Raw genomic sequence first — 17,775 nt, forward strand, 5'->3', positions numbered from 1 at the left:
TAAAACTTTTATTCCTTTCCTTGTCTTTTCGCCGGACGGGCATAGTCCTCCGGATTAATGCCTTTGAATGTGCCTCGCACTTCGTTTACGAGGCTCTTGAACATTGCTTCGCCCTTTTCGCGGTCGAGCGAGTACCACCTTTCGATGATGTGCAGTTTGACGAGATAGCACAGGAGCGCATTTACATTGAAATAGTCATGCTCCGTCAGTTCTTCAGCCTTCCGCCATATTATCCCGTCGAGTTTTTCCTCCCTTTCAAGTATGTCGCCGCAACGGAGCGCCTCCTCCACCTCACCGGCCTCTTCGAATTCCCCGCCGTCTATTCCTGTTATCATGTCACGGCCGGCATCCCTCCCAAGACTTCTGTTGAGGTATGCGGTCTTGGCGTTACGGAAATTAAGGTCGAATCTCATATATTCCCTGATGAACCGGTTGCCGTGCCTCAATGCCTTGTAATACAGCAGGCTGTCCAGTCTGTCTCCGTCGAATGCGTATTCTATCCATTTGAAAAGCCTGCGGTCGTGCCCTCCGCATCCTTCGTATATCTCTTTCTTCATTTCCGAAGGCGGAATCATGCTTCCATCCGCTGCAAGCCGCAGGGACGGCAGGGACGAAATCAGATAATGGTAATTGTTCATCTTGCCGAGTTTTTCAGTTTCAGCCGAAAACGATTTTCCTCGTGGCGGGTCTGAGGTATTCGGATATCAGGTTTTTGAATTCTTCATCGGTAAAACTTATGAAATATCCTTTCCCTCTCGGGGCTACCGTGAATCCGCTTTTGAATTTTCCGGAACATGATATGCGTACGCCTTTTCCGAATTGCTCCCCGATTGCCCGTTGCAGGAACGGTCCGACGTCTTCCTTAGTCTGCTCGGAAAGCACGAAATCGAGGTCGGCAGGCTCTTCCGAGGCTGCATTGAAAGCCCTTATGATGTTTTCTATCATTTCCTTTATGAATTCTTTGCCGGAGAGGGCCTCTTCAGGGTTGTCTCCCACGGCCTGCACGACTATCATGTTTTCAATGCGTTCCTTGGTCTCCGCGATGCAGCGTACCGCCGCCGCACGTACCTCGTCGCCGGTCTTCTTCCGCATGTTTTCGGCTTCCCTCTGCGCGGATGCCATGATATTCGCGGCCTCTTTTTCTGCTTGGGCCACAATTCTTTGCGCTTCTTCTACGGCTTTCTTCACTATTTCCTCGCCTTCGGATTTTCCTTTGGACAGCCCTTCGTTGTAGAGCCTGTCCGTCAATTCCTGCAATTTGTTCGGCATTTTGAAAAAATCTTATCGTTCTTAGTGCTCACAAAAATAAGGATTTTTCATAATAAATCAAGAAATCTTACTATTTTTGCGAGCGTTTAAAATATCTAAGGTTATGGAAGTCGGGATCATCATGGGATCGACGAGCGACTATGAAGTAATGTCAGCCGCCGCCGATATTCTCCAACAGTTTGGAGTAGAGTTCGAAAAATCAGTCATCAGCGCTCACCGCGCACCCCAGAAAACATACGAATACGCTTCTACCGCTGCCAAGCGGGGGCTGAAGGTCATAATAGCAGGTGCAGGAGGTGCTGCCCATCTTCCTGGCGTAGTGGCGGCCATGACAACGCTTCCCGTGATAGGGGTCCCTGTGAAGAGCAATGCGTTGAACGGCCTCGATTCGCTTCTGTCCATGGTACAGATGCCTTCCGGGATTCCGGTTGCAACCATGGCCATCAACGGAGCGAAGAATGCGGGTCTGATGGCGGTTTCCATCCTGGCGCTGTCCGATCCGGAACTGGCCGTTAAATTGGAAGAATTCAGGAAAAAGCAGACGGAACAGGTTCTGAATGCGCAGATTTAAGCCGATATGTCGAATTACAGGATTTTTGTCGAAAAGCATCCGAGGTTCAGGGTCGAGGCAGACAGCCTGAAGAACGAACTGAACCGCAATCTGTCCCTTTCGATAGCCGGGTTGCGGCTGGTGAATGTATACGATCTCTTCGGGTTTTCCCGCGAATTGCTTGAAAAATGCCGTTACCGTGTTTTCGGCGAGGTCGTAACCGATGTGGTTACGGACGATTTCGATTTCGGAGGCCATCCGTTCCTTGCGGTGGAGTACCTTCCGGGGCAGTTCGACCAGCGTGCGGCTTCCGCAATCGACTGCGTGCATCTGATAGAGCCGGATGCTGATATCAATATAAGGTCGTCGAGGCTTCTCGTTTTCGATGACGGAGTTACCCCCGAAGAACTTTCCAGAATAGAAAAATACTATGTGAATGCCGTGGAGTCGAGGGTGAAGGACCTTTCGGTACTCGACGACATGGAACAGGCCGAAGTGCGCCCGGTGCCGGTGCTCGAAGGGTTCAGGGAACTGAAGGACGATGAGCTCCGGGAATATTGCGGGCAGATGCGCCTTTCGATGAATGCGGCGGACCTTAAAGAGGTAGTAAAATATTTCAACGGGGAAGGCCGTGATCCTAACGAGACGGAGCTCCGTATCCTCGATACGTATTGGAGCGACCACTGCCGCCATACGACATTCACATCGGTGATAGAGCATATCAGGATAGACGATTCCTTCATCGCCTCGGAAATGAAGGAGGCATACGGCGAGTATCTGAGGATGAGGGAGGAACTCGGCCGCGGCGGAAAGGATATCTGCCTGATGGACATGGCCACGATAGGTGCGAGATACCTGCGTTCCAAAGGGCTTCTCGACGATTTGGAAGTAAGTGAAGAAAATAATGCATGCAGCATATATGTGGATGTCGACGTGAACGGGGAGCCCCAGAAATGGCTGCTCCAGTTCAAGAACGAAACCCATAACCATCCGACCGAGATAGAGCCGTTCGGCGGGGCCTCCACCTGTCTGGGAGGCGCCATCAGGGACCCTCTGTCCGGCCGCAGTTACGTGTATCAGGCGATGCGCGTGACCGGGGCGGGCAACATATATGCCGGCGTGGAGGAAACTCTGGAAGGAAAACTTCCGCAGAAAGTGATTTCCACGAAAGCCGCCGCTGGCTATTCGAGCTACGGCAACCAGATAGGGCTTGCGACGACCTACGTAAGGGAAATTTATCATGACGACTATGTCGCGAAGAGACTTGAGGTCGGTGCCGTCGTAGGGGCCGTGAAGGCTTCTTCCGTGCGTAGGGAATCCCCGAAGGCGGGAGATGTCATACTCATGCTCGGAGGGCGTACCGGACGTGACGGCATAGGTGGAGCCACAGGCTCTTCCAAAGAGCACAATGCCAAATCGCTTTACGAATGTTCCTCGGAGGTGCAGAAAGGCAATGCCCCGGAGGAGCGCAAGCTGCAAAGGCTTTTCAGGAGGCCTGAGGTCACGAGGCTTGTGAAAAAGTCCAATGACTTCGGCGCCGGAGGGGTGAGCGTAGCCATTGGGGAGCTCGCCGGAGGACTGAAAATATGGCTCGACCGTGTTCCGGTCAAGTACAGCGGCCTGAACGCTACGGAACTGGCCATTTCCGAATCCCAGGAAAGGATGGCGGTGGTAGTGGAAGCTGCCGACAGGGAAGAGTTCGAAGGGTACTGCCATGAAGAAAATATAGAAGTCACATACGTGGCGGATGTCACCGACAGCGGTCGTTTGCAGATGTTTTACAAGGGCAATGCCGTCGTGGACATGGCCCGCAGTTTCATAGACAGTGCCGGCGCGAAGCATTTTGCAGATATCGAAGTCCGGGCGGTGGAGGACATCGACCCGTTCGTGAGGAAAATCCCGGGAAACTCGCTCAGGGAGCGCATAGAGGCCAATCTTTCGGACAGGAACGTGTTGTCGCAGAAAGGGCTTGTGGAGATGTTCGATTCCACCATAGGGGCGACTACGGTACTGATGCCTTTCGGCGGGAAAAACCAGGAAACAGAGGTTCAGGTATCGGCCCAGAAACTTCCGGTGCTCGATGGCGAGACTAATACCGCCTCGGTAATGTCCGTCGGATACAATCCTTATATAGCCGAATGGAGCCCTTATCACGGGGCTGCATACGCGGTAGTCGAATCCATAGCCAAAATCGCCGCCAGCGGGGCTGATTATTCTCATATCAGATTTTCATTCCAGGAATATTTCGAAAGGATGTCTTCCCCGATTTCGTGGGGCAAGCCTTTCGCGGCCCTTCTCGGCGCCCTGAAGATGCAGGCCGCTTTCGGTCTTCCTTCAATAGGCGGCAAGGATTCCATGAGCGGTACATTCAGGAATCTGAATGTCCCTCCGATGCTGATGTCCTTCGCCATAACCACGGCTGATTCGCGCAAGCTGATATCTCCGGAGTTCAAGGGTACTTCCGGCAGGCTCGCCCTCGTACGCCACAGGCATGGAAAGGACAGGATGCCGGATGTGGCGGCCCTCAAGTCCGTTTTCGCGATGATGCATTCCGAAATAGCTTCCGGGAACATAGTTTCGGCATACGCCATAGGTTTCGGAGGAGCTGCGGAAGCAATCTGCAAGATGTCTTTCGGAAACGTGATAGGTGCGGACGTCTGCCTTTCGGAAAAGGATATGTTCGATTATTCTTACGGTTCTTTCATCATAGAGTGCAGGGAGCTGCCTTCCCATCCAGCTGTGGAAGAGATTGGCCGTATTTCCTCCTCGGGTATCCTGCGTTTCACTGAAAAGGTTACCGGGGAAATGGCGGAAATATCCGTCGCCGAAGCGTTGAAGGCCAATAAGGCCCGTTTCGAGACGGTCTATCCTGATTGCGGGAAGGACAGCACGGGCGATTTCAGGCCGTATTCCGGTGACAGGAAGGCTGCCGTATACCCAGGCAGGCCGGTGGAACATCCGGTCGTTTATCTTCCTGTTTTCCCGGGAACCAATTGCGATTACGACAGCAGGAGGGCCTTTGAGAAGGCCGGGGCGGAAGTCAGGACGGATATTTTCCTGAATATGACGGGCCGCGACGTGCTGGATTCGATAGACAGGATGTGCCGCCATATCGACAACGCGGACATAATCATGCTCAGCGGAGGTTTTTCTTCCGGGGACGAGCCTGACGGAAGCGGCAAATTCATAGCCAATGTCCTCGGCAACGTATCGGTGGCCGAGGCTGTCCACAGGCTTCTGGACAGGGGTGGACTGATACTCGGCATATGCAACGGATTCCAGGCCCTTGTTAAATCCGGACTTCTTCCTTACGGCAGACTCGGAATGCTTGACAAGGAAAGCCCTACACTGTTCCGCAATGATGTGAACAGGCATATTTCCCGGCTTGTGACGACCAGGGTGGCTTCGACGGCCTCTCCTTGGCTTTCGGGTTTCAGTGTCGGCGACAGGCATGTGGTTCCGGTAAGCCACGGCGAAGGAAAATTCGTGGTTTCGCAGCGGATGGCCGAAAAACTCTTTTCCAACGGGCAGGTGGCCTTCCAGTATGAAGACAACCCGAACGGGTCGACGGCTTCGATCGAAGGCATAATTTCCGAGGACGGGAAGATACTCGGAAAGATGGGGCACAGCGAGAGATGCGTTGAAGGACTGTACCGGAATTATCCGGATTTCCTTCCGTCGGAGGACCTTTTCGCGAATGCCGTGGCATATTTTCGTAAAATACAATAGGAGAATTTTCGATGGAAATGAAGGAATTGTTAGTAGAAGGCAAATCGAAACAGATATTCCAGAGCGGTGAACCGGACAAGATAATCGTGCATTACAAGGATACGGCTACCGCATACAATGAAATCAAGATAGCCAATATCGCGAATAAAGGCATAATCAACAATCAGATTTCCGCAATCATTTACGAGCAGCTGGAGGCGGCCGGAATCAGGACGCATTTCATAAGAACGCTCGGGAAGCGCGACCAGCTTTGCCGCAAAGTGGAAATCATCCCTGTGGAAGTGATTGTGAGGAACATCATCGCCGGTTCCATGTGCAAGAGGCTCGGCATACCCGAAGGAACGAAACCTTTGAATACGATATACGACCTCTGTTACAAGAACAAGAATCTCGGGGACCCTCTGATTAACGACCACCAGGCCGTGGCCCTCGGACTCGTTACCTATGATGAACTCGAATACATTTACGGGCAGACAAGGCGTATCGACGAAGTCCTGTCCGGGCTTTTTGCGAAGATACGCATCACGCTGGTGGATTTCAAGATAGAGTTCGGGCGTACTCCGGAGGGCGGGATAATCCTTGCCGACGAGATTTCTCCCGATTCATGCCGCCTCTGGGACATGGATACGGGCAAGAAACTCGACAAGGACCGTTTCCGCCGCGATATGGGAAAGGTGATAGAGGGATACAATGAGATTCTGTCCCGCCTGAAAGTCGAATATGCTCCCGATGACTGTGAGATACATGAGGAATGCGGTGTTTTCGGCATCTATAACGTGAAGGATGCCGCACAGTTCGTCTATTACGGGCTGCATTCCCTTCAGCACAGGGGGCAGGAAGCCTGCGGAATCGTTACCGTGGACGGCGAAGGGAGGATGATGTGCAAGAAGGACGAGGGGCTTGTCGTGGAGGTGTTCAATCAGGACAACCTGTCCAGGCTCGAAGGCGACAAGGCCATAGGCCATGTGCGTTATTCAACTGCCGGGGGCGGGGGATATGACAATGTGCAGCCTTTCGTCTTCCATCACCATACGGGGGATTTCGCTGTTGCCCATAACGGGAACATAGTGAATTCTTCATTGCTGAGGAAGTATCTTGAAAAACAGGGGAGCCTCTTCCATTCCACTTCCGACAGCGAGATAATAGCCCATCTCATAAAGAAGGAAACGAATTCGGAGGCCCGTATCGATGCCATCATGGATGCCCTGAACATGATCGAGGGCGGTTTCGCTTTCGTCATACTGACCCGCAACAGGCTTTATGCCTGCCGTGACAAGTACGGGCTCCGTCCGCTTTCGATTGCACGGTTGGGCGACGGCTATGTCGTAAGCAGCGAAACCTGCGCTTTCGATATAATAGGGGCCGAATATATAAGGGATGTGGAACCGGGCGAGATTATCTGCATCGATGACAAAGGCATCCGCTCGAACCATTTTTCAACATTCAAGCGCCATAAGATGTGCGCCATGGAGTATATCTATTTCGCCCGTCCGGACAGTACCATAGAGGGCTGCAACGTACATGCCTTCAGGAAGGAGTCGGGCAGGATTCTATATGCCGAGGCTCCGGCAGAGGCCGACATAGTGGTGGGCGTGCCGGATTCAAGCCTCAGTGCGGCAATCGGTTACAGCGAGGCGAGCGGCATCCCGTACGAGATGGGGCTGATAAAGAACAGATATATAGGCAGGACGTTCATCCAGCCGTCCCAGGAGTTGAGGGAAAACGGCGTAAGGCTGAAACTGTCTTCCCTGAAGGATATAGTGAAAGGAAAACGTGTCGTGCTTATCGACGATTCGATAGTCAGGGGCACGACCTCGAAACGCATAGTGAGGCTGCTGAAGGATTCGGGAGCCGCAGCCGTACATGTGAGGATTGCCAGCCCGGTATATGCCTACCCTTGTTTTTACGGAGTGGATACGAGTAAGAGGAGGGAACTGATAGGGGCGAGCCATACCGTGGAGGAGATTAGGAAAATCATCGGAGCGGATTCGCTTGCCTATCTGTCTACCAAAGGGCTCCTTGAAGCGGGGCGCCGCAGCGACCTTTGTATGGCATGTTTCGACGGGCTTTATCCTACCGAGCTGTACGACAATGCCGTAGAACTCGAAATTTGATTTTGTGCAATTATAAAATTAGATACGATTATGGCCGAAGTATATGAAAAAGCCGGTGTTAACCTTGAAGCCGGATATGAAGTGGTACGCCGCATAAAAAGTCACGTCAAAAGTACGGCGAGGCCGGGAATGATGGGCGGCATAGGCTCTTTCGGGGGCATGTTCGACCTTTCGTCCCTCGGTTTCAAGGAACCGGTGCTCGTGAGCGGGACCGACGGCGTGGGTACCAAGCTGAAACTCGCATTCGAAATGGACATGCATGATACCATAGGCATAGATGCCGTGGCGATGTGCGTGAACGATGTTCTTGCCCAGGGTGCGGAGCCCCTGTTTTTCCTTGATTATGTGGCTGTAGGGCACAATGTCCCGGAGAAAGTCGAGGCCATAGTCGCCGGTGTCGCCGAAGGCTGCCGTCAGGCAGGCTGCGCCCTGATAGGAGGGGAGACGGCCGAGATGCCGGGAATGTACGGGAACGGCGAATACGACATAGCCGGTTTTACCTGCGGAGTCGTGGAAAAATCCAGGCTGATTGACGGGAGCAAGGTCTCTGCCGGAGACGTGCTCATAGGCGTGGCATCTACAGGGGTGCATTCCAATGGTTTCAGCCTTGTCAGGAAAATAATTGCCGATAACGGCATAGCTCTCGGCTCGCCTTTCGGGGACAGCGGAAAGACTGTCGGCGAAGTGCTTCTTACCCCTACGAAGATATACGTGAAGCCCGTGCTCGACCTGCTCTCGAAAGTGGACGTGCATGGAATCAGCCATATAACCGGAGGCGGTTTCGATGAAAACATACCGCGTATCCTCAAGCCTGGGCAGGCCGTCGAAATAGAAGAGGGCAGTTGGAAAATACTCCCAGTGTTCGAGGCTCTCGAAAAATGGGGAAAGATTCCTCACCGGGAGATGTACAATGTCTTCAACATGGGCATAGGCCTTGTTGTCGCTCTGGCTGCCGAAGATGCTGAAAGGGCTCTCGGAATACTCGCTTCCCATTCGCTTGAGGCTTCCGTTATCGGAAAGGTGGTCGAGCGCGGACATGCTCCGAAAAACGGCAGCGAAGTCACCGACGGTGCGAGCGGCGTTTATATTAAAATGTAATTTTTTCGTATAAGATATAAGGTTTTACTGCCCTATGAAGCATAAGATAGCCGTTTTCGCAAGCGGGAGCGGGACGAATTTCGAAGCAATAGCCAATGCGTGTGCGGAAGGTTCGCTCGATGCGGACATCGTGCTGTTGGTGTGCGACAACCCTTCGGCTGCGGTCATCGGCAGGGCGGAGCGTTTCGGAATCAGGACTTTCGTTTTTTCTCCCAAATCTTACGCTTCCAAAGAAGCCTTTGAAACGGAGATAACGGGGCTTCTGGATTCGCTCGGTGTGGAGATGGTTGCCCTTGCCGGTTATATGAGGATAGTCGGCAGGGTTCTTATGGAAGCATACGGGGGAAGGATTCTGAACATACACCCGGCGTTGCTTCCGGCTTTCAAGGGGGCCCATGCGATCCGGGATTCATTTGCATTCGGTGTCAAGGTTTTCGGGGTCACGGTGCATTATATCGATGAAACCGTGGACGGGGGAACGATTGTCGCCCAACGCGCTTTCGAGTATTATGGAGACGATGTGGACGAGGTGGAGCGCAGGATACACGAAATCGAGCACCGGCTTTATCCCGAAGCGCTGCAATGCGAGTTGAAAAAACTGGAAATTGTTGAAAAATAAAGATTTTTATAAAAATTTTCTTAAAAACAAGGAAGGATTATGGCAAAAAGAGCCTTGATCAGCGTAAGCGACAAGAGCGGCGTGGTTGATTTCGCCGCTTCATTGATAAAGGCCGGTTGGGAGGTGATAGCCACCGGAGGAACGATGAAACTGCTCCGTGACAGCGGACTCGACATAACGAATATCAGCGATGTGACCGGTTTTCCCGAAATATGCGACGGGAGGGTAAAGACCCTTCATCCGAACATACACGGGGGGATTTTGGCCCGCAGGGATATGCGCAGCCATGTAAAGGAGCTGAAGATAAATGCGATAGAGTATATAGACCTTGTATGTGTCAATCTGTATCCTTTCCGCGAGACGATTGCCAGGGAAGGTGTGATAATGGACGAGGCGATTGAAAATATCGATATCGGAGGTCCTTCGATGCTCAGGAGCGCTGCAAAGAACTGGAAATTCGTCACTGTAGTCTGCGATTCGGCCGATTATCCTGTGGTTCTGGATGAGATAGGACGTTTCGGGGATACGCTTCCGGAAACCCGTCTGAAGCTGTCAGCAAAGGCGTATACCCACACGGCGGAATACGATTCGTGCATAGCCTCCTATATGAGGAAGCAGGCCGGGCTGAACGAGAAACTTTTCCTTGAATATGACCTTAAACAGGAGCTGAGATACGGCGAAAATCCTCACCAGAAGGCGAAATTCTATGTGTCTTCCGACAAATGCCCTTATTCGTTGGCTACGGCTGAGCAGCTTAACGGAAAGGAACTTTCGTATAACAATATCCAGGATGCGAATGCGGCCTTGCAGATTGTCCGTGAGTTCGGCGAGCCGTTCTGCGTGGGTGTCAAGCACATGAATCCTTGCGGTGCCGCCGTGGGGACGGATGCCCTCGATGCATGGCGCAAATGCTATGCTGCCGACAGTGTGAGCATTTTCGGAGGAATCGTGGCCCTGAACAGGGAAATCGACGAGGCGCTTGCCGCTGAGCTGAAACCAGTGTTCCTTGAAATCATAATGGCCCCTTCGTTTACCGACGGGGCGCTGGAAATCCTCCGTGCCAAGAAAAACGTCCGTCTGCTCAAGGTCGATATGTCTTCTGCCGACAGGCCTGTGATGCAGTATGTTTCAGTGCGCGGCGGGCTGTTGGCACAGGATGCGGATTCCGGTGAGGAAAAACTTTCCAAGTCCATGACGGTGACCAAGAAACAGCCTTCGGACAAGATGATGTCGGATCTTGAGTTTGCGTGGAAGATAGTAAAACATGTCAAGTCCAATGCGATAGTCGTCGTGAAGGACGGGGTGACTGCCGGAGTGGGGGCCGGACAGATGAACCGTATCGGCTCGGCGGAGATAGCCTTGAAGGAAGCGGCTGCAAAGGGCCTGAAGGAAGGTCTCGTGATGGCTTCCGACGGCTTCTTCCCGTTCGATGATTGCGTGACCCTTGCGGCCGGAAGCGGAGTGGATGCCATAGTGCAGCCTGGCGGAAGTGTCAGGGACAACGATTCGGTCGTCAAGGCCGATGAAGCCGGAATAGCCATGCTGTTTACCGGGACAAGACATTTCAAACACTGATAGGTTTCAAACGCTGATAGGATATGGAAATCATAAACCATTTTTTACACCAGGGCCCGGACGGAAGGGCGGCCGAGTATTCCAAAATTGTCAGAGGGGTCAATGTGGAATTGCCACAGGCCGCCACTGTGCTCGTAGTCGGTGGCGGGGGCCGTTGCCATGCCATAGTGGATGCGCTTTCGCGCAGTCCGAAAGTGGCCAGGATATTCTGCGCTCCCGGAAATGCCGGCATTGCTTCCCAGGCCGAATGCGTGCCTATAAAGGACAATGACGTAGAGGCTTTGAAGGCTTTTGCTGTAGACAATGGTGTTGATCTTACTGTAGTAGGGCCGGAAGCGGCCCTTGCGGCCGGTATCGCCGACAGTTTTGCCGAGGCCGGGCTGCGCATTTTCGCTCCTTCGAAGGCCGCAACGGCCATAGAGTCGAGCAAGGAGTTTGCGAAAAAACTTATGGAGAAATACGGGATTCCGACTGCATCCTACCGTTCCTTTATCGACTATGGCAGCGCCGTGGAATATGTCAGGGGGCATTCTTATCCTGTCGTGTTGAAATATGACGGTCTCGCGGCCGGCAAAGGGGTGGTGATAGCCTCGTGTTTCGATGAGGCCTGTGCCGCACTGAAGGATATGCTTGACGACAATGTCTATGGCGGGGATTCCAAGGTTGTTATCGAGGAATTTTTGGAAGGTCCCGAATTTTCCTTCCTTTGTTTCGTGGACGGCGAGAGGGTTTATCCGATGTTGCTTTCACAGGATCACAAACGCGCTTACGATGGGGATGAAGGTCCCAATACGGGAGGAATGGGCGCCTATACGGGGCTTCCTTTCGTGACTGAGGCGGACAGGGATTTTGCCCTGCATTCGATAATGGAACCGGTTGCGAAAGCCATGGTTGCCGAGGGCAGGCCTTTCAAGGGCGTGCTTTACGGCGGGCTGATGAAATGCCGCGACGGTATCAAGGTGATAGAATTCAATGCACGTTTCGGCGATCCGGAAACGGAAGTGGTGCTTCCGCGGCTGAGGAGCGATATTTACGATATCTTCTCCGCTGTGGCCGACGGGAGGGACCTTCACACGGTTTCCGGTTTCGAGAATGGGATACAGTGGAGCGATGAGCCTACAATCGGTGTCGTAATGGCTTCGAAAGGCTATCCTGCACACTACGAAAAAGGCTTTGAAATCAAAGGCCTGGAGCGCTTTGCCGATGCTGCTGATGCTGCTGGTTCGGCAGGCGTTGCCGGCTCGGCTGGGGCTGCTGTGGCCGGTGCTGTCGGGGCAGGCAATGTTGTCCTTTCCGGAGCAACGGATGTTGCCGGGGCAGGGAACTTTGACGGGGTCAGGGTTTACCACATGGGAACTTCGTTCTCGGACGGACATTACCGCACTGCCGGAGGCCGGGTGCTCATCGTTGTAGCTTCCGCACCGTCGTTGAGTGAAGCCCGCGACAAGGCATATAGGGCTGTTTCCCAAATCGATTGTCCTAACCTGTTTTACCGCAAGGACATCGGGCACTGGGCTCTTTCCGGAGCCGGTAACGGCTGACTGCCGATGGGCTGACAAGCACAGTTTCATTATATTATGATTTTTCAGAAAGGGCCGTCCGTCAAGGGCGGCCTTTTCATTATGTTGTCTGCCTTTACATTGTCGAATCGGTTACGATACAGGAATCCTGTGTGTCTTCCGTTTAAAACGTTGGTTTTCAGCGGTAAATATAAACAATAATTTTGTCATTCCGCCAGGATCCGATAAAAATTGATTATAAAAGAATTAGAATTTTCCCTCTGGAGGACGGCGTGTCCGGAAAACATTCAAGAAAAAACCAACGTTTAAAACAGAATCGGTATGAGACAGTTTAAATTCAACGCATTCATGGCATTTGCCCTTTGTCTGCTTCTGTGTCCGTTTCATGAAGCGGATGCGCAAAGCAGCCTTATTCCCACCACCGCGATAAGCAATATGCCGGCTGTCGGCATTAAGGACATGCGGCTGGACAGGGATGATTTTACGATTTTAAAGTCCGTATCCGCCACGGCGACGGTCAATTCCGACAACAGGAGGTCGAGAAGGACGATTACCGAGGAGAACGGTGAGTTCAAATTGGTTTATGATATCATAAAATATAACGGCAGCAGGTATCTGGAGTATGAAACATGTGAAGGGGTAGTCCGTTTGGGCTATTTGGGAAATTCCAACATATACAGTTCGGATTCGAATTATATCCCAGCCGAAGAAATCGTAAGGCGCCTGGCTTTGTACCGCCTGATAAGCCTGGCCAAGGAATACGGGGCGGATGCGCTTTTCGAGCCTACGATTACTACGATGGCTTCTTCCAAGGGCAAGACCATAAGCTACACTACCGAGGCTTCGGCAAAACTGATTAAACTTATAAACGATTAAGAATATGAAACATTTTTCCTTATTTGCTCTATGTCTGCTTCTGCTGGCCGGTTGCGGCTCGTCCAGAAATGTAGTAACGACACCCCAGTCATATACTATCCCGCTGAACCTCGGTGTTTTGCCACCGTCGGACATTTACATAAACATGGATTACGGCGTAAGGCTCAATATTCAGGACAAGAGGCCGCAAACCATGGTTCTGAACAAGTATGATGTGAACTTCGGGCAGGCAAGGCCGCAGGTCAGCACCTATCCCGATATCAAGTCGTTCGTCTCCGAAAGCATGAGGAAGTACATGCAGACCATGGGGTTCGACATTGATGCCGACATCAACACTGACTATTTGCTTCAGATTGAGATAACCCAGTATCAGATAAGCTATCTGTCGGGCATGGGATGGATGGGAACCGTATGCTTTGACATGTTGGTGTATGATGAAAGCCGGAATCTCGTGTATCCGCGCACTGCCGTAACCGGAAGGGCTTCATTATCGGGCAGTCCTGTCGATTTTGCAATTGCGGCGAATGCATTGAACGCCGCTTACGGGGAGGCTTTGGAAAATATCGATTGGGACAGGGTCGCATATTTTCTAAGAAGGGCCGACTCGCCTTCGGGAGAGAAAAACAAGCAAGTGACCGGAAGCGGGGATACGGCATTGGAACATACCATAATCCGTTGGTTCATAGATTCTTCTCCTAAAGGAGCGGATGTCAACTGGCGCGTTGTTTCATCTACACCGGACGTAAAAAACACCAATCAGAATTATCTCGGCACTACTCCTTATGAAAGTACGGAGTCTTTCGATATAAAAGGTCTGACTTTCAATAATTCCGGAGATGTCCAGATCGAGATTTCGTGCGAAAAGGCCGGTTACCTGACCCAGAAAAAGAGGTTCAACCTCAGGCAGGCAATCGAGCAGAAGGAAATTTCGACAAAATTCAATCTGGTAGAGGAATAGAAGCTGCCCGTCCGGCAAACTTTTTCAGGACGGGACAGCTTTTGTCAGCCTTTTATTGCAGCCATTCCCTGATGCCGGTCTCGGAGGTGCGGTTCAGGAGTTTCCCCGATTGCCAGTTTACGGAAGGATAGGCTTTCTTCAATTCGTTCACTGAATTGTTGATTCCGCTGCCTCCGGAAGTGGCGAAAGGTATGACCGTTTTTCCATCGAGGTTGTATGTTTCGAGGAATGTATTGATTATCCTCGGTGCCAGATTCCACCAGATGGGGAAGCCCAAATATATCACATCGTATTCCGACACGTTCTCAAAACCTCCTCGGATGGCAGGGCGTGAACTGCCGTCATTCATTTCGATGCTGCTGCGCGAGGACCTGTCGTTCCAGTCGAGGTCTGCGGATGTATAGGGCTCTGCCGCTTCGATTTCATAAAGTTTTCCCCCTGTTGCGGAGGCAATCATTTCCGCAACCCTCTCAGTAGTTCCGGTGGCTGAAAAATAGGCCACCAGAGTTTTTCCGTTTTCCATGTTTTCAAAATTTTCCATGTTCTCAGAGTTTTGTGCATAGGCCTGGCAGGATATCGCGAGGACCGTTGCGATTAAGGTAAAAATCCGTTTCATGTCTTTATGTCTTTACTCATGCAAAATTAATGCGTTGCGGGCGGGCGACGATACCGATATTCCGTGAATGGTTATACATTTTACGGAATTTTAGTAAATTTGCAGGATATGTTTATTTTGCCAATACGGAAAAAAGGAAGGTATTGTTATGATAATAAGCGGTAAAGATTTGTCGGCCAGGATGAAGTCCGGAATGGCCGAAGAAGTAAAGGTCCTGACGGAAAAATACGGGCGCGCCCCTCACCTTGTGGTAGTGCTTGTCGGGGATGACCCTGCAAGCGTTTCGTATGTTACGGGTAAAAGCAAGGCTTCGGAGGCTTTGGGTATAAAGAATACGACGATACGCAAGGATGTGTCTATTTCGGAGGAAGAGCTCCTGTCGGTCATCGGCGGTCTGAATGACGATCCTGGTGTCGACGGAATACTTATCCAGCTCCCTCTGCCGAAGCATATCAATTCGGACAGGATTATCGCGGCCGTGCGCCAGGACAAGGACGTGGACGGTTTCCACCCTCTCAATGTGGCGGATTTGCAACTCAAACGTCCGTGTACCCTTCCGTGCACTCCGATGGGTGTGATGCTCATGCTGAAGGAAGCCGGGATAGAAGTGCAGGGAAAGAGGGCCGTAGTCGTAGGGCGCAGCAACATCGTCGGCCTTCCGGTAGCGAAACTGCTCCTTGATGCCAATGCCACTGTGACGATAGCGCATTCGCGTACAAAGGACCTTGCTTCTGTTACGCGTGAGGCCGAAATACTCGTGGTTGCCATAGGACGGCCGAAATTCATAACGGGCGATATGGTTTCCGAAGGCGCCGTGGTGATGGATGTGGGTGTCAACAGGGATCCTGATACGGGAAAACTGTGCGGGGATGTGGATTTCGATGCCGTGGCCCCGAAGGCTTCTGTCATAACCCCGGTTCCGGGAGGTCTCGGCCCGATGACCATCACCTGCTTGATGCGCAATACCATAGATTTGTTCCTCAGGCATGTGGGGGAATGATTTTATAACTAACGTAATTTTTATATTGATATGAAAAAATTTTTTCTTTTGACAGTTATGGCGGCATTAATTCTTGCCGGCTGCGAACCCAAAAACACGGATCCGGTACCTGTACCGGTCGAAAGCGTAACATTGAACGAACCGGAGATTACCTTGCTTGTGGGAGAAGATTTCCAATTGACGGCGGAAGTGCTTCCTGAAAATGCCGACAATAAGACCATAGTATGGGAAAGTTCCGATACTGCAATTGCTACGGTTGATGAAAACGGACTCGTCACCGCTGTCGCTGCCGGAAATGCGATTGTAACGGCAACTGTCGATGACAAGAATGCTACCTGTAAGGTCTTCGTAAACGAACCGGCTCCTGACGGCAACATAGATATGGCTGGAATGAGCGTGGAAGAGGTACGCGCGGCCATAGACGAGGCCCTTGCTGCCGGAATCACGGAGTTCAGGTTTACCGGAACTTTCGAACAGCTCGGCATGTCCGTTACCGGTTCACCTATGGACAGTTCATGGATAGACAATCCGTTTGTGGGAACGGCTGTCGAAGTTGTGGACTTCAGCGGGGTTACCGGTTGGCCTGAAGTCGATGTGGATGGTCTGCTCAATCCTGACGGACAGACTGCAACCGACGGATTCATAGGCATTCCTGCATTCGCATTCAGCGGATTGCTCGACGGTGTCCATACTTTTCCCGAGTTGAGGGAAGTAATATTACCTTCGGAAGTCGAGGCTATCGGAAGCCAGGCTTTCTGGAACAACCCAAAACTGGAAAGAGTAGTCGCTCCAGACGTGAAATATGTAGGAAACCAGTGCTTCGTATACAGCTCCGCCTTCAACTCCATAGAGTTGCCTGAAGCCACTACGGTATATACATACGCATTCAGAGGTACGGCGCTCACTTCCATTTCGCTTCCGAAAGTCACCGAAATATATTACGGGCTTTTTATGGACTGTCCTCTGACGAAGCTGGAACTTACGGCTGCCGGTGACTTTACCATACACGAAGATCCTTTGGCCGCATTTGGCTTTGGAGATGTCGTGTTCAATTTTGCTACGGAATCCTGCGAGCTTGTGCTCAATGCGGACAAACATTACGAGTCAGGTACGGCGAGCCCTAAGGCCGCTTCGGCTACAAACTGGTTCGATACCGAATGGGGCAGCATAGCCTTTAATTAGGAATGGACAGGTTTTAATCTGACAATTACGGATACGGAATGCTCCGGCGAGGCTGAGAATGCCCGTCGGAGCATTTTTTTATCCATCGGGACTGGCAAGAAATGGCGATTTGAAAAGGATTTTTCATAACAAGTTGTGATTGACGGCGGCTTTCATGCGGGATAACTTTGCACTCCGGATCGGAACGGCAGCGGATGCTTGACGGAGGACGGCCGGAAAATCCGGTGTGGCACGATGGGAGTTATTTTAAAACATTTTTATATTATGGGACATTAGTGTCCGGTAAAAAATCGCAAAAGTTCTTTGAAAATATTGAAGTATAGGTAATTACAAGGATGGGACGAGCGCGCCGATTTGAATTTATCTTTGCCAGACTATCGTAGAATGGCACATGAATAAAGGAAAATACGTGTTCTCACAGCTTTTAGATTTCCTTGATAAGGATGTATTTTTAAGAATATCAAACAAATACAATGGAAATCGGTATGTCAAGTCTTTCACCTGCTGGAATCAGCTGGCAGTCATGATGTTCGGGCAGCTGTCCAACCGTGAGAGCCTCAGAGACTTAGTTCTTGCGACACAGGCGCACGCAAACAAGGCTTTTCATCTTGGCTTCGGGAAATACGCCTCTAAAAGCACTCTTGCAGATGCCAACACCAAACGCGATTA

At 51.5% G+C, this 17,775-nt stretch carries 15 protein-coding genes; 12 read left to right on the forward strand and 3 right to left on the reverse strand.

What is annotated here, in order from left to right:
* Positions 1-8: 8 nt before the first annotated feature.
* Both B5F83_RS09340 and B5F83_RS09345 read right to left on the reverse strand, forming a co-directional pair.
* On the reverse strand, positions 9-638 hold the full coding sequence (locus B5F83_RS09340) for a DUF2764 family protein (protein WP_087280136.1): 630 nt from the start codon (positions 636-638) through the stop codon (positions 9-11).
* A gap of 19 nt (positions 639-657) precedes the next feature.
* Entirely contained in the window at positions 658-1,269 is a 612-nt protein-coding gene (locus B5F83_RS09345; protein ID WP_087280133.1) for a hypothetical protein, read from the reverse strand.
* Between the two features lie 103 nt (positions 1,270-1,372).
* Here B5F83_RS09345 and purE point away from each other — a divergent pair, with 103 nt between their 5' ends.
* From purE to B5F83_RS09390, 9 genes are all read left to right on the forward strand, one after another.
* A complete protein-coding gene (gene purE / locus B5F83_RS09350; protein ID WP_087280130.1) occupies positions 1,373-1,840 on the forward strand; it encodes a 5-(carboxyamino)imidazole ribonucleotide mutase in 468 nt (155 codons plus the stop codon).
* Positions 1,841-1,846: 6 nt separating this feature from the next.
* Entirely contained in the window at positions 1,847-5,548 is a 3,702-nt protein-coding gene (locus tag B5F83_RS09355) for a phosphoribosylformylglycinamidine synthase (RefSeq protein WP_087280128.1), read from the forward strand.
* Between the two features lie 17 nt (positions 5,549-5,565).
* Complete coding sequence (purF, locus tag B5F83_RS09360) at positions 5,566-7,662, forward strand: amidophosphoribosyltransferase (RefSeq protein WP_239383857.1); 2,097 nt, start codon at positions 5,566-5,568, stop codon at positions 7,660-7,662.
* A 30-nt stretch (positions 7,663-7,692) separates the two neighbouring features.
* A complete protein-coding gene (gene purM / locus B5F83_RS09365; protein WP_087280125.1) occupies positions 7,693-8,760 on the forward strand; it encodes a phosphoribosylformylglycinamidine cyclo-ligase in 1,068 nt (355 codons plus the stop codon).
* 34 nt (positions 8,761-8,794) lie between these two features.
* Positions 8,795-9,379 (forward strand): phosphoribosylglycinamide formyltransferase, encoded by a 585-nt coding sequence (purN, locus tag B5F83_RS09370; protein ID WP_087280122.1) that lies wholly within the window; start codon positions 8,795-8,797, stop codon positions 9,377-9,379.
* A gap of 39 nt (positions 9,380-9,418) precedes the next feature.
* On the forward strand, positions 9,419-10,954 hold the full coding sequence (gene purH, locus B5F83_RS09375) for a bifunctional phosphoribosylaminoimidazolecarboxamide formyltransferase/IMP cyclohydrolase (RefSeq protein WP_087280118.1): 1,536 nt from the start codon (positions 9,419-9,421) through the stop codon (positions 10,952-10,954).
* Positions 10,955-10,977: 23 nt separating this feature from the next.
* The gene (gene purD, locus B5F83_RS09380) at positions 10,978-12,495 is read left to right on the forward strand and encodes a phosphoribosylamine--glycine ligase (protein WP_087280117.1); all 1,518 of its coding nucleotides are present in this window, start codon (positions 10,978-10,980) and stop codon (positions 12,493-12,495) included.
* 300 nt (positions 12,496-12,795) lie between these two features.
* Entirely contained in the window at positions 12,796-13,350 is a 555-nt protein-coding gene (locus B5F83_RS09385) for a hypothetical protein (protein ID WP_087280114.1), read from the forward strand.
* A gap of 4 nt (positions 13,351-13,354) precedes the next feature.
* Positions 13,355-14,308, forward strand: coding sequence for a hypothetical protein (locus B5F83_RS09390; RefSeq protein WP_143822524.1), 954 nt, complete (start codon positions 13,355-13,357; stop codon positions 14,306-14,308).
* Between the two features lie 52 nt (positions 14,309-14,360).
* Here B5F83_RS09390 and B5F83_RS09395 read toward each other — a convergent pair whose 3' ends face one another.
* Complete coding sequence (locus B5F83_RS09395) at positions 14,361-14,924, reverse strand: flavodoxin (protein WP_087280108.1); 564 nt, start codon at positions 14,922-14,924, stop codon at positions 14,361-14,363.
* A 148-nt stretch (positions 14,925-15,072) separates the two neighbouring features.
* Between B5F83_RS09395 and B5F83_RS09400 the strand changes: the two genes are divergently transcribed.
* The 3 genes from B5F83_RS09400 to B5F83_RS09410 all read left to right on the forward strand — a co-directional run.
* A complete protein-coding gene (locus B5F83_RS09400) occupies positions 15,073-15,924 on the forward strand; it encodes a bifunctional 5,10-methylenetetrahydrofolate dehydrogenase/5,10-methenyltetrahydrofolate cyclohydrolase (protein WP_087280105.1) in 852 nt (283 codons plus the stop codon).
* A gap of 30 nt (positions 15,925-15,954) precedes the next feature.
* A complete protein-coding gene (locus B5F83_RS09405; RefSeq protein WP_087280102.1) occupies positions 15,955-17,106 on the forward strand; it encodes an Ig-like domain-containing protein in 1,152 nt (383 codons plus the stop codon).
* Between the two features lie 391 nt (positions 17,107-17,497).
* Positions 17,498-17,775 (forward strand): DUF4372 domain-containing protein (locus B5F83_RS09410; protein ID WP_143822525.1); only part of this gene is annotated, 278 nt, incomplete at its 3' end.

It is taken from the genome of Muribaculum sp. An289 (assembly GCF_002159555.1).
In the GTDB taxonomy this organism is placed as follows: Bacteria; Bacteroidota; Bacteroidia; order Bacteroidales; family UBA932; genus Merdivivens; species Merdivivens faecigallinarum.